Source organism: Curtobacterium sp. 1310, assembly GCF_017834105.1.
Lineage (GTDB): Bacteria > Actinomycetota > Actinomycetes > Actinomycetales > Microbacteriaceae > Curtobacterium.
Genome location: NZ_JAFICY010000003.1, coordinates 456,522 through 478,777 on the forward strand (window position 1 = coordinate 456,522; position 22,256 = coordinate 478,777).

Consider the following 22,256-nt stretch of genomic DNA (forward strand, 5'->3'; position numbering starts at 1 on the left):
TCAGAAGATGCCACGCAGTCTGAAGAAGGGCCCCTTCGTCGACGAGCACCTGCTCCGCAAGGTCGTCACGCAGAACGAGGCCAACACCAAGAACGTGATCCGTACCTGGTCGCGTCGCTCGATGATCGTCCCGAACATGCTCGGACACACGATCGCCGTGCACGACGGCCGCAAGCACATCCCGGTGTTCGTCACCGAGTCGATGGTCGGTCACAAGCTCGGCGAGTTCGCGCCGACCCGCACCTTCCGTGGTCACGTGAAGGACGACAAGAAGGGCCGTCGCCGCTAAGGCGGCGACGCAGAGGAGGAACGAAATGGTGGAGTCGATCGCACGCGTGCGACACATCCGCGTCACGCCTCAGAAGGCCCGTCGCGTCATCGAGCTGATCCGCGGCAAGCAGGCCCACGAGGCCCTCGCCATCCTGAAGTTCGCCCCCCAGGGCGCTTCGGAGCCCGTGTACAAGCTGGTCGCCTCGGCGATCGCGAACGCACGTGTCAAGGCGGACTCGACGAACAGCTTCCTCGACGAGCGCGACCTCTACGTGAGCCGCGTCTTCGTCGACGAGGGCACGACCCTGAAGCGGTTCCAGCCGCGTGCCCAGGGCCGCGCCTTCCGCATCAACAAGCGCACCAGCCACATCACGGTCGTCCTCGCGACGCCGGACGAGGCCGAGGCTGCCGCGACGAGCAAGAAGGCGAGCAAGTAATGGGCCAGAAGGTCAACCCGTACGGCTTCCGTCTCGGGATCACGACGGACCACGTCTCGCACTGGTTCACCGACAGCACGAAGGCCGGTCAGCGCTACGCCGACTACGTGGCCGAGGACATCAAGGTGCGCGAGTACCTGAAGAAGACCCTCGACCGCGCCGGTGTCGCCCGCATCGAGCTCGAGCGCACCCGTGACCGCGTCCGCGTGGACATCCACACCGCGCGTCCGGGCATCGTCATCGGTCGCCGTGGCGCCGAGGCGGAGCGCGTCCGTGGCGAGCTCGAGAAGCTCACCAAGAAGCAGATCCAGCTCAACATCCTCGAGGTCAAGAACCCCGAGACCGAGGCCCAGCTCGTCGCGCAGGGCATCGCCGAGCAGCTCTCCGCTCGTGTCGCGTTCCGTCGCGCCATGCGCAAGGGCCTGCAGGGTGCACAGCGCGCCGGCGCCAAGGGTGTCCGCATCCAGGTGTCGGGCCGTCTCGGCGGCGCCGAGATGTCCCGCTCGGAGTTCTACCGCGAGGGCCGCGTGCCCCTGCACACGCTCCGCGCGAACATCGACTACGGCTTCTACGAGGCCCGGACCACGTTCGGCCGCATCGGCGTGAAGGTCTGGATCTACAAGGGCGACATCACGAACAAGGAGCTCGCTCGCGAGCAGGCGAACCAGCGTTCGTCGCGCCCCGAGCGTCGTGGCGGCCCGCGTGGCGAGCGCGGCGACCGTGGGGACCGCCGTGGCGGCGACCGCGGCGGCCGTCAGCAGCAGGCTCCGCAGGACGCGCCGGCCGGCGCAGGAGTTGAGGCGTAACCATGCTTATCCCCCGTCGAGTCAAGCACCGCAAGCAGCACCACCCGAAGCGTTCGGGCCAGGCGACGGGCGGCACCAAGGTGTCGTTCGGCGACTTCGGTATCCAGGCGCTCACGCCCGCCTACGTGACCAACCGTCAGATCGAGTCCGCTCGTATCGCCATGACGCGTCACATCAAGCGTGGCGGCAAGGTCTGGATCAACATCTACCCGGACCGCCCGCTCACCAAGAAGCCGGCTGAGACCCGCATGGGTTCCGGTAAGGGCTCGCCCGAGTGGTGGGTCGCCAACGTCAAGCCGGGTCGTGTGCTCTTCGAGCTCTCCGGCGTCAGCGAGGACATCGCCCGTGAGGCGCTGACCCGTGCAATCCACAAGCTGCCCCTCAAGGCACGCATCATCAAGCGCGAGGAGGGCGACGCATAATGGCGATCGGTTCCAAGGAGCTCCGTCCGACGGAGCTCGACACCTTCGAGAACGAGCGTCTCGCTGACGAGCTGAAGAAGGCCAAGGAGGAACTCTTCAACCTCCGCTTCCAGTCGGCCACCGGCCAGCTGGAGAGCCACGGTCGTCTCCGCGCCGTCAAGCGCGACATCGCACGCATCTACACGGTCCTCCGTGAGCGCGAGCTCGGCATCCGTGCCACCCCCGCGCCCGTCGAGACCGCCACCAAGGCCAAGAAGACGAAGAAGGCTGACAAGCCCGCCGAGTCGACCGAGGCCGCTACCGCCGAGGAGAACTGATGGCGAACGAAGAGAACAACTCCGCCGCCTCGACCCGCGGCTACCGCAAGACGCGTCGCGGCTACGTGACGAGCGACAAGATGGACAAGACCATCGTGGTCGAGGTCGAGGACCGCGTGAAGCACGCGCTCTACGGCAAGATCATCCGTCGCACGTCCAAGGTGAAGGCGCACGACGAGCTCGGCACCGCCGGTGTCGGCGACCTCGTCGTGATCAGCGAGACCCGTCCCCTCAGCGCCTCCAAGCGCTGGCGCCTGGTCGAGATCCTCGAGAAGGCCAAGTAGGCCCCGGCCTGCTTCGGAATAGGAGACAGCAGTGATTCAGCAGGAATCCCGCCTGAAGGTCGCCGACAACACGGGTGCCAAGGAGATCTTGACCATCCGCGTGCTCGGTGGCTCGGGTCGTCGCTACGCCGGCCTCGGTGACGTCATCGTCGCCACGGTGAAGGACGCCATCCCCGGCGGCAACGTGAAGAAGGGTGACGTCGTCAAGGCGGTCATCGTTCGCACCAAGAAGGAGACCCGTCGTCAGGACGGCTCCTACATCAAGTTCGACGAGAACGCGGCAGTGATCCTCAAGGCCGACGGCGACCCGCGCGGTACGCGCATCTTCGGGCCGGTCGGTCGTGAGCTCCGTGACAAGAAGTTCATGAAGATCATCTCGCTCGCGCCGGAGGTGCTGTAAGCCATGGCGAACATCAAGAAGGGTGACCTCGTCCAGGTCATCACGGGAGCCAAGCAGGAGCGTGGCGGCGACCGTGGCAAGCAGGGCAAGGTCATCGAGGTCCTCAAGGACAAGAACCGTGTCGTCGTCGAGGGCGTGAACTTCGTCACGAAGCACGTCCGCGTCGGCCAGACGCAGCGCGGGTCGAAGACCGGTGGCGTCGAGCAGCACGAGGCTCCGATCCACGTGTCGAACGTCGCCATCGTCGACCCGAAGACCAAGAAGCCGACCCGCGTCGGCTTCCGCATCGAAGAGGTGGAGAAGGACGGCGTCAAGAAGACCGTCCGCGTCCGCTACGCCAAGAAGTCGGGTGAGAAGCTCTGATGACCGACACGACTGCCGCGCCGGAGACCAAGGTCGAGCCGCGCCTCAAGCAGAAGTACAAGAACGAGATCAAGGCTGCCCTCACCGAGCAGTTCGGGTACGCGAACGTCAACCAGGTCCCCGGCCTGGTCAAGGTCGTCGTGAACACCGGTGTCGGTGAAGCAGCTCGTGACTCGAAGGTCATCGAGGGGGCCGTCAAGGACCTCACGGCGATCACGGGTCAGAAGCCGGTCGTGACGAAGGCCCGCAAGTCCATCGCGCAGTTCAAGCTGCGTGAGGGTCAGGCCATCGGCGCGCACGTCACCCTCCGTGGTGACCGCGCGTGGGAGTTCATCGACCGCCTCGTCACCCTCGCACTGCCCCGCATCCGCGACTTCCGCGGGCTCAGCGACAAGCAGTTCGACGGCAACGGCAACTACACGTTCGGTCTCACGGAGCAGTCGATGTTCCACGAGATCGACCAGGACCGCATCGACCGCGTGCGTGGCTTCGACATCACCGTCGTGACCACCGCGAAGACGGACGACGAGGGCCGCGCGCTGCTCCGCCAGCTCGGCTTCCCGTTCCGTTCGGCCGACCAGACGGTCTAAGCTAGTCCGGGCGCTGCGGGCCGGAGGATTCACGTCCTCCGGCCCGCACGCACGAACACCGGCCGACGGCGACAGCCGCCGGCCCCCAGGTCTCCGGGATCCGCTCGGAGACCACCCGATCGCTCAGGTCGGCATTCGTGGAACGGGTGTCGAAACCAGGCGAAGAATGGACGACCATCATGACGATGACCGATCCGGTCGCAGACATGCTGACCAGATTGCGGAACGCGAACTCGGCGCACCACGACGCCGTCTCGCTCCCCAGCTCCAAGCTGAAGAAGAACATCGCCGAGATCCTCAAGCGCGAGGGCTACATCAGCGAGTGGAAGATCGAGGACGCCCGCGTCGGGCAGACCCTCACGATCGACCTGAAGTACGGCCCCGAGCGCGAGCGTTCGATCGCCGGCATCAAGCGCGTCTCGAAGCCCGGTCTCCGGGTCTACGCGAAGTCGACGGAGCTCCCCCAGGTCCTCGGTGGCCTCGGCGTGGCGATCCTCTCGACCTCGTCGGGGCTGCTCACCGACCGTGAAGCCGAGCAGAAGGGCGTGGGTGGGGAAGTCCTCGCCTACGTGTGGTGATCGACAATGTCTCGAATCGGACGTCTTCCCATTGACATCCCCGCGGGTGTGACCGTCGCCATCGACGGCCAGACCGTCGCGGTCAAGGGCCCGAAGGGCGAGCTCGCGCTCACCGTCGCAGAGCCCATCCAGGCCAAGGTCGAGGAGAACCAGGTCCTCGTCACCCGTCCGGACGACGAGCGCAGCTCGCGTGCGCTGCACGGCCTGACCCGCACCCTCATCGCGAACAACATCGTCGGCGTGACCCAGGGCTACTCCAAGGGCCTCGAGGTCGTCGGTACCGGTTACCGCGTCGCGGCGAAGGGCAGCAACGTCGAGTTCGCGCTCGGCTACTCCCACCCCATCACGGTCGAGCCGCCGGCGGGCATCAGCTTCGCCGTCGAGGGCAACAACAAGCTCACCGTGTCGGGCATCGACAAGCAGGCCGTCGGCGAGGTGGCTGCCAACATCCGCAAGCTGCGCAAGCCCGAGCCCTACAAGGGCAAGGGTGTCCGCTACGCGGGCGAGATCGTGCGCCGCAAGGCCGGAAAGTCAGGTAAGTGATCATGGCTCTCGGTATCCGAGGAAAGAGCAAGTCGGCCGCCAAGGCGCGCCGTCACAACCGTCTCCGCAAGAAGATCACCGGCACCGAGGCGCGTCCGCGTCTCGCCGTCACCCGTTCGTCGCGTCACGTGTTCGTCCAGGTCATCGACGACGCGAAGGGCCACACCCTGGCCAGCGCGTCGACGATGGAGGCCGACCTCCGTTCGTTCGACGGCGACAAGACGGCCAAGGCCCGTCGCATCGGCGAGCTCGTCGCCGAGCGTGCGAAGGCCGCTGGCGTCGAGGCCGTGGTCTTCGACCGCGGTGGGAGCAAGTACGCCGGTCGCGTCGCCGCGATCGCCGATGGTGCCCGTGAAGGAGGGCTGAACCTGTGAGCGACATCGCGAACAACAACGAAGCGGCCGAGACCGAGACCGCTGCTGCGACGGAGACCGTCGCCAAGGCCGCGGCCGGCAAGGAAGCGGAAGCCCCTGCCGTCGCCGAGCGTCCGGTCGAGACCGCCGCGGGCTCCGCGTCGAACAACCGCGACAACGCCGACCAGCGCGGCCGTCGTGGTGGCGGGCGTGACCGTCAGCAGGGTCGTGACCGCAACAACCGCGGTGGCGACAGCCAGTTCCTCGAGCGCGTGGTGACCATCAACCGCGTGTCGAAGGTCGTCAAGGGTGGTCGTCGCTTCAGCTTCACGGCGCTCGTCGTCGTCGGTGACGGCAACGGCCTCGTCGGTGTCGGCTACGGCAAGGCGAAGGAAGTCCCCACCGCGATCTCGAAGGGCGTCGAGGAGGCGAAGAAGAACTTCTTCCGCGTCCCGCGCGTCGGCAACACCATCCCGCACCCGGTGCAGGGTGAGGCCGCTGCCGGTGTCGTGCTCCTGCGTCCGGCCGCTGCCGGTACCGGTGTCATCGCCGGTGGTCCGGTCCGCGCCGTGCTCGAGTGCGCCGGCATCCACGACGTCCTGAGCAAGTCGCTCGGCTCGTCGAACACCATCAACATCGTGCACGCGACCGTCGAGGCGCTGCAGCAGCTCGAGGAGCCCCGCGCGGTCGCGAGCCGTCGTGGCCTCGACGTCGACCGGGTCGTCCCGGCCCGTCTGCTCCACGCCGAGGCTGCGGCGCTGCGTGCCGCGACCGAGAAGGCAGGTGCGTGATGGCGATGCTGAAGATCACGCAGACGAAGTCCGTTATCAGCGAGAAGCAGTACCAGCGCGACACCCTGCGCAGCCTGGGCCTCAAGCGCATCGGCCGTACGGTCCTGCGTGAGGACAACGCCCAGAACCGCGGGTACATCGCGACGGTGGCGCACCTCGTGAAGGTCGAGGAGGTCGACGCATGAGCGACGAGAAGAACGAGCGGGTCCAGGTGCTGAAGCTGCACCACCTCCGTCCGGCTGCCGGTTCCAAGAAGGACCGCACCCGTGTCGGCCGTGGTGAGGGCTCGAAGGGCAAGACCGCCGGCCGTGGTACCAAGGGCCAGAAGGCTCGTTACCAGGTCAAGGTCGGCTTCGAGGGTGGGCAGATGCCGCTGCACATGCGCACCCCGAAGCTCCGCGGGTTCAAGAACCCGTTCCGCGTCGAGTACCAGGTCGTGAACCTGGACAAGATCGCGGAGCTCTACCCCAACGGTGGCGACGTCACCGTCGCGGACCTGGTCGCCAAGGGTGCCGTCCGCAAGAACGAGAAGGTCAAGGTTCTCGGTCAGGGTGACATCAGCGTGAAGCTCACGGTCTCGGTCGACAAGGTCTCGGCGTCCGCCGCCGAGAAGATCGTGGCTGCTGGCGGAACCGTCTCCCAGTAACCCCCGTCGGCGGCCCGTGCGTTTGCGCACGGGCCGCCGTTACGGTTTCCTTGACAGTGGCTGACGTCCGTCGGCCAGGTCGGCGCTGCCGATCGACACCGTGAAGACCCCGATCGGGTCGCCGGTCCCAGAAGTTCGGAGTCCTCGTGTTCAGAGCGGTCGCGCGCATCATGCGCACCCCAGATCTTCGCAAGAAGATCGGCTTCACCCTCGCGATCATCGCGCTGTTCCGTCTCGGGTCGTACATCCCCGCGCCGTTCGTCGACTACGCCGCCGTGCAGAGCTGCCTGGCGAGCGCCGGCTCCTCGGGTGGGCTCTACGACCTCATCAACCTCTTCTCCGGCGGCGCGCTGCTGAAGCTGTCGGTCTTCGCGCTCGGCATCATGCCGTACATCACGTCGTCGATCATCGTGCAGCTCCTGCGCGTGGTGATCCCGCACTTCGACGCCCTCTACAAGGAGGGCCAGTCCGGCCAGGCGAAGCTGACGCAGTACACGCGCTACCTCACCATCGCGCTCGGTGTCCTGCAGTCGACCACCCTCATCACGGTCGCGCGCTCGGGTGCCCTCTTCGGCACGAACGCGTCGGCGTCCTGCTCGTCGATCATCTCGAACGACAGCTGGTACGCGATCATGCTCATGGTCGTCACGCTGACCGCCGGTACCGGCCTGATCATGTGGATGGGCGAGCTCGTCACCGAGCGCGGCATCGGCAACGGCATGTCGCTGCTCATCTTCACGTCCATCGCCGCGCAGTTCCCGTCGGCCCTGTGGGCGATCGAGCAGTCGCAGTCCTTCGAGCTCTTCCTGTTCGTCATCCTCGTCGGTCTGGTCATCATGATGGCCGTCGTCTTCGTCGAGCAGTCGCAGCGACGCATCCCGGTGCAGTACGCCAAGCGCATGGTCGGGCGCCGCACCTACGGCGGCAACAACACCTACATCCCGATCAAGGTGAACATGGCCGGCGTCGTGCCCGTCATCTTCGCCTCGTCGCTGCTGTACCTGCCGGCCCTGGTCGCGCAGTTCAACCAGCCCTCGGACGGCTCGGAGCCGGCCGCCTGGGTGACCTGGATCCAGAACAACCTGACCTCGGGTGACAACTGGTTCTACATGGTCCTGTACTTCCTGCTCATCGTCGGGTTCACGTACTTCTACGTCGCGATCACCTTCAACCCCGAAGAGGTCGCCGACAACATGAAGAAGTACGGCGGCTTCATCCCGGGCATCCGGGCCGGCCGTCCGACGGCCGAGTACCTCGACTTCGTCCTGACCCGGGTGACGTTGCCCGGCTCGCTCTACCTCGGTCTCATCGCGCTCATCCCGCTGGCAGCACTGGCGCTGTTCGGCGCGAACCAGAACTTCCCGTTCGGCGGCGCGAGCATCCTCATCATCGTGGGTGTCGGTCTCGAGACCGTGAAGCAGATCGACTCGCAGCTGCAGCAACGTCACTACGAAGGGCTTCTCCGTTGAGCGCACGCCTCATCATCGTCGGACCTCCCGGAGCCGGGAAGGGCACCCAGGCCGGTCGCATCGCCGAGGGCTTCGGCGTCCCCGCGATCTCCACGGGTGACATCTTCCGCAAGAACGTCTCCGAGGGCACGCCGTTGGGCGTTCAGGCCAAGGCGATCATGGACGCGGGGAACTACGTCCCCGACGAACTGACGAACGAGCTCGTCAAGTCGCGCCTCGCCGAGCCGGACGCCGAGCAGGGCTTCCTGCTCGACGGCTACCCCCGCACGGTGGGCCAGGTCGAGTACCTCGACGCGCTGCTCGCGGAGCAGGGCGCCGGGATCGACGCCGTCGTGCAGCTCGTCGCCGACCAGGACGCGCTCGTCGCGCGGCTGCTGAAGCGCGCCGAGGACCAGGGGCGCAGCGACGACAACGAGGAGACCATCCGGCGTCGCCAGGAGGTCTACACGGAGCAGACCGCGCCGATCGTCGCGGCGTACGCCGAGCGCGGTCTCGTGGTCGACGTGGACGGCCTCGGCGGCATCGACGAGGTCGGGGACCGCATCCAGGCGGCGCTCAGCTCGCGCGGCCTCACCGCGGGCGTCTGACACCCCTCGTGCGTCGTCGCAAGCCCTCGATCTACAAGTCGCCGGAGGAGCTCCGCGCGATGCTCCGTCCCGGACTGCTCACCGAGGCCGCGCTCGTCGCGGTCCGTGCTGCGATCCGCCCGGGCGTCACCACGGGCGAGCTCGACGCGATCGCCGAGCGGACGATCCGCGAGGGCGGTGGCGTCCCGAACTTCCAGCTCGTCCCGGGCTACCGGCACACCCTGTGCGTCTCCGTGAACGACGAGATCGTCCACGGGATCCCCGGCGACCGCGTGCTCGAGCCGGGCGACATCGTCTCGGTCGACGCCGGTGCAGAGGTCGACGGGTGGAACGGTGACAGCGCCTTCACGACGGTGCTCCCCGGCGGCGACGCTCCCGTGACTGCGGCGCGCCAGACGCTCTGCGACACCACGGAGCGCTCGCTCTGGCACGGCATCGCGGCGCTCGCACACGCGCGGAACCTCAACGAGGTGGGCGCGGTGATCGAGGACGCCATCGACGAGACGGGCGCCTGGGGCATCGTCGAGGACTTCACGGGGCACGGGATCGGCCGGTCCATGCACGAGGACCCGCCCGTCTTCAACTACCGGGTCCGCGGTGCCGGTCCGGCGGTCCGGCCCGGTCTGGTCGTGGCGATCGAACCGATGGTGACCGCCGGGACGATCGACAGCTCCACGGACGACGACGACTGGACGATCAGGACCCTCGACGGTTCCGACGCGGCGCACTGGGAGCACTCGGTGGCCGTGCACGCCGAGGGCATCTGGGTGCTCACCGCATCGGACGGCGGCGCTTCCGGCCTCGTGCCGCTCGGCGTCACGCCCGTCCCCGTCCCGTAGGGCGACCGGACGCGTCCGGTCCGTGACCGGTGACCGCGCGGTCGGCCGGGAGGCGCGGCGCGACTCCGCGCACCGGCCCGGTCACCGACGACGGCCGGGCCGACGCCGGGACCGCTCCGCGCGCGTCCGCGCCGGTCCCCGGCGGGCTGAGTTCCCGACGGGCTCAGTCCCCGACGCGCTCAGTTGCCGACGGTGCAGGTCTGCTCGGACGCCGACTGGCCGGAGATGCTCGAGGGCAGTGGGGTCGCCGTCGGCGTCCCGGCATCGGTCGCCGCATCCGTGGGCGTCCCGGTCGCAGCTCCGCTCGCCGCATCGTCCCCCGCGGCCGGCGCGTCGGACGACGGTGCGTCGCTCCCCGGGGTGCCCGCCGCGGTCGGGGACTCCTCCGACGCCCGGCCGGTGGACGAGTCGCTCAGCGAGGTCTTGCGGTCCTGCTGCAGCACGACGTTGAGGTCGTGCGCCGCCGCCTCGTCGACGAGCACGTGCGCGGTGTCCGAGGGGTCGTCGACGACCGGGTACTGCACGAACAGCATGTCCGAGGTGCTCATGCCCCGCAGGGTCGAGGCGAGTCCGACGAGGGTGCGGGTCTGCGCCAGGCCGTCGGAGAGCGTCATGTTCGACAGCGCCGCACCGGCCAGCTTGTAGAGGGTCACCGGGTTCGACAGGGTGCCGTCCGAGGTGACCTTCCGGAGCAGGGCGGACAGGAAGACCTGCTGGGAGCTGATGCGCGCGAGGTCGCTGCCGTCACCGACGCCGTGCCGGCTGCGCAGGAACGCGAGCGCGTCCTGGCCGGCGAGGGTGTGCTGACCGGCCGAGAGCTGCAGGCCGGTGTACGAGTCGTCGATGGGCTTCGCGACGCAGACGTCGACGCCGCCCACGGCGTTCGACATCTCGATCACCCCGTCGAAGGTGATGAGTCCGGCGTAGGGGATCGTCAGCCCGGTCAGGTTCTCGACCGTGTCCACGGCGCAGGAGATCCCGCCGTGCCCGAGGGACTCGTTGATGAGCTCGCTGTCCACGGCCGGGTACGAGGTGCCCGTCTCGGGGTTCGTGCACGCCGGGATCGGGACCTTGAGGTCGCGGGGGAAGCTGACGGCCGTGAGCTGCTGGTGGTCCTGCGAGATGTGGACGAGGATCGTGACGTCGTTCCGGGCGCCCTCGACGTTCTCGTCCGAGTCGAACTGCCCGACGCGGGTGTCGCTGCCGAGGAGCAGGATGTTCGCGCCGCCCTGCATCGCCGTGATGTCGGCGGTCTTCGCGGTGTTCTGGTCGTCGGTGCTGAGCTCGACCGTGTGCGGTGCCGCGGCGAGCTGTGCGCCGGCGATCGCCGCGACGCTCGTGCCGCTGACCAGGACGACGGCGACCGTGGCCGCGACGAACCCCAGCAGCGTGCCCCAGCCGCGACGGCGCGGCAGTCGACCGTGACGGGCGAGGGGGCGGCGGGGCGCGTCAGGCACGTGGTCTCCGATCGGTTCTCCGGCGCGGGCGTCCGGGGGTCAGCGACGGCCAGGCTACGGCGACGGGCCCGTTCCGGACCTCGGAAGCGGCCGCTGATCCACTGTGGACCGTTCAGCTCCGGACGGCGAGCCCCAGACGGAGGGTCGCGGCCCGACCGGCACTTGGCAATCTGCGCCTGATCGCATAGGGTTGATCTTTGGTGTGTCATGCCCTTCGGCGTGGCGCCCGACCCGCAGACCGGCTCGGGGATCACACCGGTAATCCAACCAAGCGACAGTGAGGCTATGGCCAAGAAAGACGGCGTCATCGAGATCGAAGGCTCGGTGCTCGAAGCTCTGCCCAACGCGATGTTCCGCGTTGAGCTGACCAACGGACACAAGGTCCTCGCGCACATCTCCGGGAAGATGCGCCAGCACTACATCCGCATCCTCCCCGAGGACCGCGTGATCGTGGAGCTGAGCCCGTACGACCTGACCCGCGGCCGGATCGTCTACCGCTACAAGTGATCCGCGAGCTGGAAAGGAACGGCTCGGCGAACCCGCCGGGCACGAAGCCAGCGAGCAACAGGAAGCAATCATGAAGGTCAACCCCAGCGTCAAGCCCATCTGCGAGCACTGCCGTGTCATCCGCCGCAAGGGCCGCGTCATGGTGATCTGCAAGAGCAACCCGCGCCACAAGCAGCGCCAGGGCTGAGCTCCCAGCAGGACCCACAACTCAACACTGAACACGCAGTACCAGAACTCCGCCACTGACCTCGGTCGTCGGCGGGGGGACACCTCGGGGCGGAGGCCCGGGCACCGGTACTGCGCCACACCTCCACCGAAAACAGGAGCAGCCAGAACATGGCACGTCTAGCAGGCGTCGACATCCCGCGCGAGAAGCGCGTGGAGATCGCACTCACGTACATCTACGGCGTCGGCCGTACCCGCGCGGTCCAGGCACTCGCCGAGACCGGTATCTCCGGTGACATCCGCGTCAAGGACCTGACCGACGACCAGCTCGTCGCCCTCCGTGACTTCATCGAGGGCAACTTCAAGGTGGAGGGTGACCTCCGCCGCGAGGTCGCCGCCGACATCCGCCGCAAGGTCGAGATCGGTAGCTACGAGGGTCTCCGCCACCGTCGTGGTCTCCCGGTGCGTGGTCAGCGCACCAAGACCAACGCGCGTACCCGCAAGGGACCGAAGCGCACCGTGGCAGGCAAGAAGAAGGCCCGATAGGAGATCATCATGGCTACCCCCAAGACTGCCGCGCGCAAGCCGCGTCGCAAGGAGAAGAAGAACGTCGCCGTGGGCCAGGCCCACATCAAGAGCACGTTCAACAACACCATCGTCAGCATCACCGACCCGTCGGGTGCCGTCCTCAGCTGGGCGTCCTCGGGTGCCGTGGGCTTCAAGGGTTCGCGCAAGTCGACGCCGTTCGCGGCGCAGCTCGCCGCCGAGTCCGCTGCGCGTCAGGCGCAGGAGCACGGCGTCAAGAAGGTCGACGTCTTCGTCAAGGGCCCGGGCTCGGGTCGCGAGACCGCGATCCGCTCGCTCCAGGCCGCTGGTCTCGAGGTCGGCTCGATCAACGACGTCACCCCGCAGGCGCACAACGGCTGCCGCCCGCCGAAGCGTCGCCGCGTCTGACGCGAGGAGCAACCGGCCGTTCCCCGCTCGTCCCCTGACCGGGGCGAGCGGGGCCGGCCATTCCTGGTCGTTCGATCGCGTACGTCGGGCCCTCCCGGCCCCGCGCTGCGCGTGATCACAACTCAACAGACCCGTCGGGGCCCGGTCGGCCCCGTCGTACCGCCGAGTGTCATATAGCGGACACTCCGCCGAAAGGAATCCCACAGTGCTCATTGCACAGCGCCCCACCCTGACCGAGGAGTCGATCTCCGAGCACCGCTCGCGCTTCGTCATCGAGCCGCTCGAGCCGGGCTTCGGTTACACCCTCGGCAACTCGCTGCGCCGCACGCTCCTCTCCTCGATCCCCGGCGCGGCTGTCACCAGCATCCGCATCGACGGCGTCCTCCACGAGTTCAGCACCGTCCCCGGTGTCAAGGAAGACGTCACCGAGATCATCCTCAACATCAAGAGCCTCGTCGTCTCCAGCGAGCACGACGAGCCGATCACCGCGTACCTGCGCAAGCAGGGTGCCGGTCAGGTCACCGCGGCGGACATCTCCGCCCCGGCCGGCGTCGAGATCCACAACCCGGACCTCGTCATCGCGACCCTGAACGACACCGCGCGCTTCGAGCTGGAGCTGACGATCGAGCGTGGCCGCGGCTACGTCTCGGCGACCCAGAACCGTTCGGAGTTCAGCGAGGCCGGGCAGATCCCGATCGACTCGATCTACTCGCCGGTCCTCAAGGTCACCTACCGCGTCGAGGCGACGCGTGCCGGTGAGCGCACGGACTTCGACCGCCTGGTCGTCGACGTCGAGTCGAAGCCGGCGATCACGCCGCGCGACGCCATCGCGTCGGCCGGTCGCACGCTGGTCGAGCTGTTCGGTCTCGCCCGCGAGCTGAACACGGCGGCCGAGGGCATCGAGATCGGCCCCGCGCCGGTCGACGCGGTGCTCTCGAACGAGCTGCAGACCCCGATCGAGGACCTCGACCTGTCGGTGCGCAGCTACAACTGCCTCAAGCGGGAGGGCATCAACACGGTGTCCGAGCTCGTCGCCCTGTCGGAGACGCAGCTCATGAACATCCGCAACTTCGGTCAGAAGTCGGTGGACGAGGTCAAGGACAAGCTCACCGAGCTCGGCCTGTCCCTCAAGGACACCGTCCCCGGATTCGACGGCGCCCACTTCTACAGCGGGTACGACGAGGACGAGTCCAACAACTGACCTCGCGCTCACGCGCACGCGCACCGATGAGTCGGTGCGCACCACCATCACCACTGGAGAACTGACATGCCGAAGCCCACCAAGGGCCCCCGCCTCGGTGGCGGCCCCGCCCACGAGCGCCTGCTCCTGAGCAACCTCGCCAACGCCCTCTTCACGCACGGTCGCATCACGACCACCGAGACGAAGGCCAAGCGCCTGCGTCCCGTCGCCGAGCGTCTCATCACGTTCGCGAAGCGTGGCGACCTGCACGCGCGTCGTCGTGTGATCGCCCAGCTGCGCGACAAGTCCGTCGTGCACACGCTGTTCACGGAGATCGCCCCGCAGGTCGAGGACCGTCGGGGCGGCTACACCCGCATCACGAAGCTCGGCTTCCGCAAGGGTGACAACGCGCCGCTCGCCTCGATCGAGCTCGTCCTCGAGCCGGTGTCGAGCACGCCGGCCCCGGTCAAGCGCGACGCGGCCCCGGCTGCTGCCGCTCCGGCCGAGGAGACCCCGGCCGAGGAGACCCCGGTCGAGTCCACGGAGACGACCGAGGAGTCCGCTCCCGTCGAGGCCGAGACCGAGACCCCGGCTGCCGCCGAGGTCGAGGCCGACGCCGAGGCGAAGTCGGACGACGCCAAGTAGGTCCAGCACCACCACACGGAACCCCCCGCGACCCACGTCGCGGGGGGTTCCGTCGTCCCCGCGGACGGCGTGGCGACGGACGGGAGGCGCGGGGCGGGGCCGCCACGAGCCTCCCGTCCGGAGCGCACCCGCGTCCGCTCCCAGCGTCGCCGCCGTACGGTGATCGCGACATGGCGAGAGCGGAACGGATCACCGGCGCAGGGCGCCGTCTGTGGCGGTGGAGTCGGGACTCCGGCACCCAGCCGCGGTTGTTGCTGGCCGGCAAGGCCGCGCTGGCCGCCACGATCGCGTGGACCCTGGCGAAGTACGCGCCGGGCGTCGCCGCGGAGTACCCGTACTACGCACCGCTCGGTGCGATCGTCGCGATGCGCACGACCGTCTTCGCGGGGATCCGGGCCGGCGTGCAGACGCTGGTCGGCATCACGCTCGGCATCCTGATCGCCGGGTTCACGATGCTCATCGGCGATCCCGGCGTCATCGCGGTCGCGCTCGTCGTCGGCCTCGGCGTGCTCGTCTCGGGCTTCCGGATCCTGGGCGAGGGGTACTCGTGGGTGCCGATGGCGGCGCTCTTCGTGCTCCTCATCGGCGGCGGGAACGCCGAGGGCTACTCGTTCGCGTACGTCGTGCAGATGGCGATCGGCATCGGCATCGGGCTCGCGGTGAACTTCGCCGTGGTCCCGCCGCTGCACTTCTGGGACGCCGAGCGCCGCATCGACCAGGTGAACGCCGTGCTCGCGCAGCAGCTCGACGACCTGGCTGACGTGCTCGACGAGGGCGAGCCGGACACCGGTGCCTGGGACCGTCAGCAGGAGCGGCTGGACAAGGCGATCGCCGAGGTGCGGGACCGCGTCTCGACGGCGCAGGAGGCGCGCCGGATGAACCCCCGGAGCGTGCTGCGGGGACCGCGTGCGCGCCTGCAGACCGACGGCGCGCGCTTCCGGGCGCTCGAGCGCGTCGCCTGGTACACGACCGACCTCACCGAGCTGGTCGCCCGTTCGGGTCCGGTCGCGGAGAACATCGGGCGGCCGGACCCGGCGTTCGCAGGACCCTTCGCGGCCGCGCTCCGGAAGGTCGCCTGCGTGGTTCGCGGTGACTGCGAGGAGGACGGGGCCGACGAGTCGATCGCCGACCTCGAGCGCGCGATCGACGCCAGCGACGCGGACCCGTCGCAGGTGACGGTGACCTCGAGTGCGATCGTCGCGCTGCGCGGGGTGCTCGAGTCCGAGAAGCGGGCGACCGCCGACGTCGACACCGAGACCGGGCCCTCGGGACGACAGCGCTAGCGAGCGCCTCCGGTCAGCCGCGCGAGGCCGTCGCCCAGCGCTCGACGGCCTCGGCGGTGTCCGGGGCCACCGCGCGCATCAGGACGAAGTGCTCCCACGTGCCACCGTCCGACACGACGTCGAGGGTGCACGCGGTGTCGTCGCACGTCCGCCAGGCGCCGTCGCGGTCGTCGAGGCCGTCGAGGTCGATCCGCCCGTCCCGGTCGATCGTGCCCGCGGCCAGGCGCTGCTCCACCGCCCAGCCACCGTTCGGGAGGCGGTCGTACTGCGCCTGCTGCTGGTCGTACCGCGGATCGGACTCGACGGGCGCCACGAAGCCGCACGACGCTCCCGCCAGACGGTCGAGCGCGTGCTCGACCGTCGTCGGAGCGACGTCGGTGCCCTCGAGTGCCCAGCGGAGCGTCGTGTCCGTGACCGCGTCCACGTTGTCGGCGACGCAGGGCGGCAGACTGCCGTCGACGTGCTCGTCGACGCGGGCGGTGGTGACGGGGCTCGTGCGCACGGCGTCGCCGACCTGCTCGACGAGAGCGCGGAAGGGGGCGTCGAGTGCCGCCTCGGTCGTGTCCGGGTCGTCCTGGACGCGCTGCGCCAGGACCTGCACCCAGGCGTCACCGACGAGCACGTCGGAGACGCAGTACACGACCGCGGCGTCGCTCGCGCTGCAGCTCGGACCGCCGTCCAGGACGCCGGTCAACCCGGACGCGGCGAGGTCCTGGTACTCCGCCGTGGCGTCGGGCAGCACCGTGACGCGCACGCCCTCGTAGCGGGGGTCGTCGATCGTCCCGAGCACGGTACCGTCGAGCGGTGCGACGCCGGTGGTCGACGTGCAGGAGGAACCACCGGCGACCACGGGAGCCCAGTCGGCGGCCGCGACGTGCGGGACGTCGGCGAGGGCGACCGCACGCGCGCCGGGGACGACGGCGTCGACTGCTGCTGTGGGCAACAGCGCCGAGCAGTCCGGTGTGCCGTCGCCGGCGGGAGCCGTCCCGAAGTCCACGGCCACCTCCGCGGACGGGCTGCTGCTCGGCGCGGACGACGCGGGCGGGCCGGAGGCGCTCGGTGTCGCGCCCTCGGTCGACGGCGACGAGCAGGCGGTGACCGCGAGGAGCACGGCGACCGACGTGGCGAGGACGGCCGCGCAGCGGGTACGAGGGAATCCCATGCCTGTGACGCTAACCCCCGCGTGTCACGGACCGGTGACGACCGCGTGCTCGCCGGTCACGATCAGGTGACGGCGTCCTCGCACGGCCGGAACTAGGATCGGGTCGTGCCCGTCGCGTCCCGTGTCGCCGTCCTCGGACCGGTGACGGTGGCGGGCCCGGACGGCGCCGAGGTCGCCGTTCCCGGTGCACTCGCGCGGTCGTTCCTGACGGCGCTGGTGCTCGCACCCGGCCGTGCACTCGGCACCGAGGCACTGATCGACGAGCTCTGGGGTGCGGACCGGCCGAAGGGCGCCCGGGCGGCCCTGCAGACCCTGGTCTCCCGACTGCGCCGGACGACGGCGGACGGTCTCGTCGTGTCGACCAGCACGGGGTACGCGCTCGGTGGCGACCCGGCGGACGTCGACCTCGTCGCCGCGGAGCGGGCCGTGCACGCACCCGACACCGCAGCGGTGCGGGCAGCGCTCGGCCGGTGGCGGGGTGCACCGGGTGCGGACGTCGACGGGGACCTGGGCTCGGCGCTCGCCGACCGCGCGGCCGCGGTCGAGCACGCCCTGCGTCGGCGGCTCGCCGTCCTGCTGCTCGAGGACGGCGACGCCGCCGCCGCTGCGACCACCTGGCTCGCCGAGGTCGACGCGGCGCCCTTCGACGACACGGCGGTCGGCGGAGCGATGCGCGCCCTCGACGTCGACGGGCGGACCCCGGAGGCACTCGCGGTGTTCGCCGCGCACCGCGGACGGCTGGCGGACGGACTCGGGGCCGACCCGTCCGCGGAGCTCGTGCGGCTGAACGCCGAGCTCCTGCGCCGGTCGGCGTCCGCGACCGACCACCCGGTCCGGCGGACCGGGCTCCGGGTCGCGCCGAACGAGCTCGTCGGGCGGCAGGACGACGTCGCGACGGTGTCCCGGTCGCTCGACGAGCACCGCCTGGTCACGGTGCTCGGCCCGGGCGGACTCGGCAAGACGCGCCTGGCGCAGGCCGTCGCCGCCGCGCTGCCCCCGACCACGGGCGTCGTCGTCTGCGAGCTCGCACCGATCGACGACGGCGAGGACCTGCTGCCTGCCCTCGGCGCACTGCTCGGGATCGCCGAGGTCCGGACGGCGCGCATGCTGCAGGACGCGGTCGTCACCGACCTGTGGGGCCGGGTGGTGCGTGCCCTCGACGACGGACCGACGGTGCTCGTGCTCGACAACTGCGAGCACCTGCTGCAGGCCGTGGCCCGCTGCACGGCCGACCTGCTCGCCGCCGTGCCCGGCCTGCGGGTGCTCACGACGTCCCGGGCGCCGCTCGCCATCGCGGGCGAGGTCGTCGCACCCCTCGGACCGCTGCCGGTCGAGGCCGACGGCGCGGCGGTCCGGCTGTTCACCGAACGCGCCCGTGCCGCTCGGCCCGGTGCGGTGCTGCCCGTGGACGCGGTGCGCAGGATCTGCACCCGACTCGACGGGTCGCCGCTCGCCATCGAGCTCGCCGCCGCCCGCATCCGGGGGATGTCGGTCGACGAGGTCGAACGGCGGCTCGACGACCGCTTCGCCCTGCTGCGCGGTGGTGACCGGAGCGCTCCCGAACGGCACCGCACCCTGCTCGCCGTCATCGAGTGGAGCTGGCGGCTCCTCGACGAGGGCGCCCAGGACCTCCTGACCCGCCTCGCACTGTTCCCCGACGGTGTCGCGGTCGAGGCCGTCGAGTCGGTGGCGGAGCCCGGACGGCGGTGGGACGCGCTCGACGACCTCGCCGACCTGGTGGAACAGTCCCTCGTGCAGCTCGTCGAGGTCGAGGGGGAGCCGGTCCGCTACCGACTGCTCGAGACCGTGCGCGAGTTCGGCGCCGCACGCCTGGCGGCGCGGGGCACCACCGAGGCTGTGCGGGCGGCCATGACCGCGTGGGGCCGGGAGCTGTCGGCAGCGCGCAACCTGTTCGCACTGCGGGGTCCGGCGCAGCTCGTCGCGTTCGCCGAGGTCCGCCGCGAGGCCGACACGCTCGTCACCCTGCTGCGCTGGGCGATCCGCGCCGACGACGTGCCGACGGTGGCGCACGTCTTCGCGGCGCTCGGCGGGTACTGGACGCTCCGCGGGCTGCACCGCGAGGTCGCCGCGACCGCACCCGACGTCGTCGCGGCGCTGCGGTCGCGCGTGCCGGCGCCGGCCGACCGCACCGCGACGGTGATCGGCCTCGTGATGTGCGGTGCGACCGCGGTGTTCACCGACCTCCGCACCACCGCCCGGGCGATCAGCGGACTCCGGGAGCTGCACCGCTCCGGGCGTGCCGAGGACCCGGTCGTCGACGCGCTCGCCGGGCTCCTGCTCGCCCTGCCGCGACCCGAGCAGGGCTCCGCCGAGCTGGCACGGCTGCGTGCCCACCGGGAGCCCGCGGTCGCCCTGCTCGGCCACCTGCTCAGCGCGCCGCTGGCCGAGAACGACGGCGACCCGGCCGGGGCGCTGCGGTACATCCGGCGTGCGGAGGAGCTGGCACGGACGACCGGAGAGGCCTGGACCACGGGCACCGTCGCGGTCACGCTGACCCAACTGCTCGCGCAGTCCGGGCGGTACCGGGAGTCCCTCGCCGCCGCCGTCACCGCCCGGGAGGACCTCGAGCTGTTCGGGGCGGAGGACGACCTGTACGAGATCGGGTGGACCGTCGGTCTCGCCTCGGCCGCGACCGGCGACGTCGACCGTGCACGTGCCGTCGCAGCGGACCTGCGGCACCGGCCCGACGGCGGCCGCGGCGGGTTCGACGACCGCGGGCTGATCGCCGTGCTCGCGGTCGCGATCACCGCCGAGTGCGCGCGGTACGAGGGCGACCTCGCCGGGGCCGCGGCGGCGTACGCCGCGGCCTGGGACGTCGTGCAGCCCGGTCGCGGACCCGCCGCGCACTGGGCGCTGACGGCGGGGGCGGCACGCATCGCGGCGGTGGACGAGGCGGGCGCGGGCCGGACCGACGGCGCGGCCCCGGGCCTCCCGGCAGCCGAACTGGCGGTCGCCCGCCGGATCCGTGTCGGCACCCTCGTGCAGCTGCGGCTCCGCCAGGCCCGCCGGGACGTGCCCGTCATCGGGACGGCCCTCGCCGGGCTCGCGATCGCGTACGCGCGCGCCGGACGTCCGGACACGGCTGCCGCATGCTGGGGCACGCTCACGCGGATCGGCTCGCGGCAGGACTTCGCGGTGCTCGCGCACGCCCGGCTGCGACCGCTGCTCGCCGAGGCCGTGGGGGAGCCGGCGCTCGCCGACGCCGAGACGGCCGCGGCCGGCAGGGACCGGACCGAGGCCGTCTCGTGGGTGCGGCGCGTGCTCGAGGACGCTCGCCTGCCCGGCTGACCGGCGCTCGGGCCGTCCTCCCCCGGACGGTCGCCCGGACCGTCAGGCCTTCCGCATGTACGCGCGGACCGTCAGCGGGGCGAACACCGCGACGACCACGGCCGCGCCGAGCAGGCTCAGCCAGAGGTCGCCGCCGACCACGCCGTGGTTCACCAGGTCGCGCACCGCGGTGATGAGGTGCGAGACCGGGTTGACCTCGGTGAACCAGCGCAGCCAGGCGGGCAGCGTGTCGGTCGGGACGAAGGCGTTCGACAGGAACGTCAGCGGGAACAGCACGAGGTTCGCGATGCCGGAGACGCTCGACGCGGTCCGGGCGATGACCCCGAAGTACGCGAAGACCCAGCTGATCGCCCACGCCACCACGATGACGAGCAGCGCCGCGAGGAGCACGGCGCCGAGTCCGCCGGCGGGGCGCAGCCCCATGACGATGCCCACCACGAACGTGATCGTCGTCGCGATGGCGTAGCGGACGGTGTCGGCGAGCAGGGCCCCGGCGAGCGGGGCGATCCGGGCGATCGGGAGCGACCGGAACCGGTCGAACACGCCCTTGTCCATGTCCTCGCGGAGCTGCACGCCGGTGACGACCGACGACGTGATCGCCGTCTGCACGAGGATGCCGGGGATGATCACGGGCAGGTAGCTGCCGACGTCGCCGGAGATCGCGCCGCCGAAGATGTACGTGAACATCACCGTGAAGACGATCGGCATGAGCGTGACGTCGAACAGCTGCTCGGGGGTCCGGCGGATCTTCACGAGTCCGCGGTACGCCATCGTGAACGACTGGCGGACGGTGGCGGCCGGGCCGGTGCCGCCGATCCCGGGTCGGGGTGTCACGCGGGGCGACGACGTGGTGGTGGGGGTCGGGGCGAGGGTGGTCATGCGGGGCTCCCTTCGAGCGCGCGCTCGGACTCGGTGTCGGTGTCGGCGTCCGCGGACGTCGGCGAGCCGGTGATGGTGAGGAAGACCTCGTCGAGGGTCGGCTTCTGCACGCTCATCTCGGCGAGGGAGACGCCCGCGTCGCGGAACGACACGAGCAGGTCGGTGACCCGGTCGGGCGCCGTCATCGGGGCGGTGAGCCGCGCGCCCTCCGGGCTGACGACCGCCGGGGTGCCGAGCACGCGCTCGACGAGCGACGCCGCGGTCGCGAGGGCGTCCGCATCCGCGTCCGCCAGGCGGAGCTGCAGCGAGGCCGTGCCGACCGAGGACTTCAGCTCGTCCGCGGTGCCCTCGGCCACGACACGTCCGTGGTCGATGACGGCGATGCGGTCGGCGAGCTGGTCGGCCTCGTCGAGGTACTGCGTCGTGAGCAGGACGGTCGACCCGGTCGCGACGAGCTCGCGGATCGTGTCCCACATCTGCGCCCGGGTTCGCGGGTCGAGCCCCGTGGTGGGCTCGTCGAGGAAGATCAGCGGCGGCTGCGCGATGAGGCTCGCGGCCAGGTCGAGCCGGCGGCGCATGCCCCCGGAGAACTTCTTGAGCGGACGCGACGCCGCCTCGGACAGCCCGAAGCGCTCGAGCAGCTCGACCGCCTTGCGCTTCGCGTCGGTGCGGGACAGCCCGAGCAACCGGGCGAAGATGACGAGGTTCTCGGTGGCGCTGAGCGCCTCGTCGACGCTCGCGTACTGCCCCGTCACCCCGATCAGGGAGCGGACCGTCTGCGGCTCGCGGCGGACGTCGTGCCCGAAGACGCGGGCCTCGCCGCCGTCCGGCCGCAGCAGGGTCGCGAGCATCGAGATGGTGGTCGTCTTGCCGGCGCCGTTCGGGCCGAGCACGCCGTAGACCGTGCCGGCCTCGACGCGGAGGTCGACCCCGTCCACGGCACGGTTGCTGCCGAACGTCTTGACGAGGCCGGTCGCCTCGACGGCGAGTGGTGTGGTGGTCATCGCACAGGTCCTTTCG

The 22,256-nt window shown here is 70.4% G+C and carries 30 protein-coding genes; 26 read left to right on the forward strand and 4 right to left on the reverse strand.

Annotated elements, in window-relative coordinates; all coding sequences use genetic code 11:
* Positions 1–7 precede the first annotated feature (7 nt).
* From rpsS to map, 18 genes are all read left to right on the forward strand, one after another.
* Positions 8–289, forward strand: coding sequence for a 30S ribosomal protein S19 (gene rpsS, locus JOD95_RS10515; RefSeq protein ID WP_017885529.1), 282 nt, complete (start codon positions 8–10; stop codon positions 287–289).
* A gap of 25 nt (positions 290–314) precedes the next feature.
* Complete coding sequence (gene rplV / locus JOD95_RS10520; RefSeq protein ID WP_056121420.1) at positions 315–707, forward strand: 50S ribosomal protein L22; 393 nt, start codon at positions 315–317, stop codon at positions 705–707.
* Positions 707–1,513, forward strand: a complete 807-nt coding sequence (rpsC, locus tag JOD95_RS10525; protein WP_066657031.1) for a 30S ribosomal protein S3 — start codon at positions 707–709, stop codon at positions 1,511–1,513. Before rplV ends, rpsC begins: the two co-directional genes overlap by 1 nt.
* Positions 1,514–1,515: 2 nt before the next feature.
* Positions 1,516–1,935, forward strand: a complete 420-nt coding sequence (gene rplP / locus JOD95_RS10530) for a 50S ribosomal protein L16 (protein WP_066657030.1) — start codon at positions 1,516–1,518, stop codon at positions 1,933–1,935.
* Entirely contained in the window at positions 1,935–2,252 is a 318-nt protein-coding gene (rpmC, locus tag JOD95_RS16700) for a 50S ribosomal protein L29 (RefSeq protein ID WP_058728265.1), read from the forward strand. Before rplP ends, rpmC begins: the two co-directional genes overlap by 1 nt.
* Entirely contained in the window at positions 2,252–2,536 is a 285-nt protein-coding gene (gene rpsQ / locus JOD95_RS10540; protein WP_066657023.1) for a 30S ribosomal protein S17, read from the forward strand. The genes rpmC and rpsQ overlap by 1 nt, the downstream gene beginning before the upstream one ends.
* A gap of 31 nt (positions 2,537–2,567) precedes the next feature.
* The gene (rplN, locus tag JOD95_RS10545; RefSeq protein WP_017885523.1) at positions 2,568–2,936 is read left to right on the forward strand and encodes a 50S ribosomal protein L14; all 369 of its coding nucleotides are present in this window, start codon (positions 2,568–2,570) and stop codon (positions 2,934–2,936) included.
* A 3-nt stretch (positions 2,937–2,939) separates the two neighbouring features.
* Positions 2,940–3,299 (forward strand): 50S ribosomal protein L24, encoded by a 360-nt coding sequence (rplX, locus tag JOD95_RS10550; protein WP_066657021.1) that lies wholly within the window; start codon positions 2,940–2,942, stop codon positions 3,297–3,299.
* Positions 3,299–3,889: a 50S ribosomal protein L5 gene (gene rplE / locus JOD95_RS10555; protein WP_066657018.1), complete on the forward strand. Its 591-nt coding sequence runs from the start codon at positions 3,299–3,301 to the stop codon at positions 3,887–3,889. Before rplX ends, rplE begins: the two co-directional genes overlap by 1 nt.
* A gap of 179 nt (positions 3,890–4,068) precedes the next feature.
* Complete coding sequence (gene rpsH, locus JOD95_RS10560; RefSeq protein ID WP_065960021.1) at positions 4,069–4,467, forward strand: 30S ribosomal protein S8; 399 nt, start codon at positions 4,069–4,071, stop codon at positions 4,465–4,467.
* A 6-nt stretch (positions 4,468–4,473) separates the two neighbouring features.
* The gene (gene rplF, locus JOD95_RS10565; RefSeq protein WP_066657016.1) at positions 4,474–5,010 is read left to right on the forward strand and encodes a 50S ribosomal protein L6; all 537 of its coding nucleotides are present in this window, start codon (positions 4,474–4,476) and stop codon (positions 5,008–5,010) included.
* Between the two features lie 2 nt (positions 5,011–5,012).
* Positions 5,013–5,384: a 50S ribosomal protein L18 gene (gene rplR, locus JOD95_RS10570; protein ID WP_066657014.1), complete on the forward strand. Its 372-nt coding sequence runs from the start codon at positions 5,013–5,015 to the stop codon at positions 5,382–5,384.
* Positions 5,381–6,154: a 30S ribosomal protein S5 gene (gene rpsE, locus JOD95_RS10575; protein WP_081985128.1), complete on the forward strand. Its 774-nt coding sequence runs from the start codon at positions 5,381–5,383 to the stop codon at positions 6,152–6,154. The genes rplR and rpsE overlap by 4 nt, the downstream gene beginning before the upstream one ends.
* On the forward strand, positions 6,154–6,339 hold the full coding sequence (gene rpmD, locus JOD95_RS10580; protein WP_031273241.1) for a 50S ribosomal protein L30: 186 nt from the start codon (positions 6,154–6,156) through the stop codon (positions 6,337–6,339). Before rpsE ends, rpmD begins: the two co-directional genes overlap by 1 nt.
* Positions 6,336–6,800, forward strand: coding sequence for a 50S ribosomal protein L15 (gene rplO / locus JOD95_RS10585; RefSeq protein ID WP_066657012.1), 465 nt, complete (start codon positions 6,336–6,338; stop codon positions 6,798–6,800). Before rpmD ends, rplO begins: the two co-directional genes overlap by 4 nt.
* A gap of 146 nt (positions 6,801–6,946) precedes the next feature.
* The gene (gene secY, locus JOD95_RS10590; protein ID WP_066657008.1) at positions 6,947–8,269 is read left to right on the forward strand and encodes a preprotein translocase subunit SecY; all 1,323 of its coding nucleotides are present in this window, start codon (positions 6,947–6,949) and stop codon (positions 8,267–8,269) included.
* Entirely contained in the window at positions 8,266–8,856 is a 591-nt protein-coding gene (locus JOD95_RS10595; RefSeq protein ID WP_209684904.1) for an adenylate kinase, read from the forward strand. The genes secY and JOD95_RS10595 overlap by 4 nt, the downstream gene beginning before the upstream one ends.
* A gap of 59 nt (positions 8,857–8,915) precedes the next feature.
* Positions 8,916–9,695 (forward strand): type I methionyl aminopeptidase, encoded by a 780-nt coding sequence (map, locus tag JOD95_RS10600; RefSeq protein ID WP_209684942.1) that lies wholly within the window; start codon positions 8,916–8,918, stop codon positions 9,693–9,695.
* 179 nt (positions 9,696–9,874) lie between these two features.
* Here map and JOD95_RS10605 read toward each other — a convergent pair whose 3' ends face one another.
* On the reverse strand, positions 9,875–11,152 hold the full coding sequence (locus tag JOD95_RS10605) for an LCP family protein (RefSeq protein ID WP_209684905.1): 1,278 nt from the start codon (positions 11,150–11,152) through the stop codon (positions 9,875–9,877).
* 285 nt (positions 11,153–11,437) lie between these two features.
* Between JOD95_RS10605 and infA the strand changes: the two genes are divergently transcribed.
* The 7 genes from infA to JOD95_RS10640 all read left to right on the forward strand — a co-directional run bounded on the left by infA (position 11,438) and on the right by JOD95_RS10640 (position 15,886).
* Positions 11,438–11,659 carry a translation initiation factor IF-1 gene (gene infA, locus JOD95_RS10610; protein ID WP_017885509.1) on the forward strand — a complete coding sequence of 74 codons (222 nt, stop codon included), beginning with the start codon at positions 11,438–11,440 and terminating at the stop codon, positions 11,657–11,659.
* Between the two features lie 70 nt (positions 11,660–11,729).
* A complete protein-coding gene (gene rpmJ / locus JOD95_RS10615; RefSeq protein ID WP_022903266.1) occupies positions 11,730–11,846 on the forward strand; it encodes a 50S ribosomal protein L36 in 117 nt (38 codons plus the stop codon).
* A gap of 149 nt (positions 11,847–11,995) precedes the next feature.
* Positions 11,996–12,370 carry a 30S ribosomal protein S13 gene (rpsM, locus tag JOD95_RS10620; protein WP_058728274.1) on the forward strand — a complete coding sequence of 125 codons (375 nt, stop codon included), beginning with the start codon at positions 11,996–11,998 and terminating at the stop codon, positions 12,368–12,370.
* A gap of 9 nt (positions 12,371–12,379) precedes the next feature.
* Positions 12,380–12,778: a 30S ribosomal protein S11 gene (gene rpsK, locus JOD95_RS10625; protein WP_017885507.1), complete on the forward strand. Its 399-nt coding sequence runs from the start codon at positions 12,380–12,382 to the stop codon at positions 12,776–12,778.
* Between the two features lie 205 nt (positions 12,779–12,983).
* Positions 12,984–13,979 (forward strand): DNA-directed RNA polymerase subunit alpha, encoded by a 996-nt coding sequence (locus JOD95_RS10630; protein ID WP_066656999.1) that lies wholly within the window; start codon positions 12,984–12,986, stop codon positions 13,977–13,979.
* A 66-nt stretch (positions 13,980–14,045) separates the two neighbouring features.
* Positions 14,046–14,603, forward strand: coding sequence for a 50S ribosomal protein L17 (rplQ, locus tag JOD95_RS10635; protein ID WP_209684906.1), 558 nt, complete (start codon positions 14,046–14,048; stop codon positions 14,601–14,603).
* 170 nt (positions 14,604–14,773) lie between these two features.
* Positions 14,774–15,886 carry an aromatic acid exporter family protein gene (locus tag JOD95_RS10640; protein WP_209684907.1) on the forward strand — a complete coding sequence of 371 codons (1,113 nt, stop codon included), beginning with the start codon at positions 14,774–14,776 and terminating at the stop codon, positions 15,884–15,886.
* A 13-nt stretch (positions 15,887–15,899) separates the two neighbouring features.
* Here the strand turns inward: JOD95_RS10640 and JOD95_RS10645 are convergent, their stop codons facing one another.
* Positions 15,900–17,048, reverse strand: a complete 1,149-nt coding sequence (locus JOD95_RS10645) for a hypothetical protein (protein ID WP_209684908.1) — start codon at positions 17,046–17,048, stop codon at positions 15,900–15,902.
* A 105-nt stretch (positions 17,049–17,153) separates the two neighbouring features.
* Between JOD95_RS10645 and JOD95_RS10650 the strand changes: the two genes are divergently transcribed.
* On the forward strand, positions 17,154–20,357 hold the full coding sequence (locus JOD95_RS10650; RefSeq protein ID WP_209684909.1) for a BTAD domain-containing putative transcriptional regulator: 3,204 nt from the start codon (positions 17,154–17,156) through the stop codon (positions 20,355–20,357).
* Between the two features lie 42 nt (positions 20,358–20,399).
* Here JOD95_RS10650 and JOD95_RS10655 read toward each other — a convergent pair whose 3' ends face one another.
* Positions 20,400–21,236 (reverse strand): ABC transporter permease, encoded by an 837-nt coding sequence (locus tag JOD95_RS10655; RefSeq protein ID WP_209684910.1) that lies wholly within the window; start codon positions 21,234–21,236, stop codon positions 20,400–20,402.
* A complete protein-coding gene (locus JOD95_RS10660) occupies positions 21,233–22,240 on the reverse strand; it encodes an ATP-binding cassette domain-containing protein (protein WP_209684911.1) in 1,008 nt (335 codons plus the stop codon). The genes JOD95_RS10655 and JOD95_RS10660 overlap by 4 nt, the downstream gene beginning before the upstream one ends.
* Between the last annotated feature and the right edge of the window lie 16 nt (positions 22,241–22,256).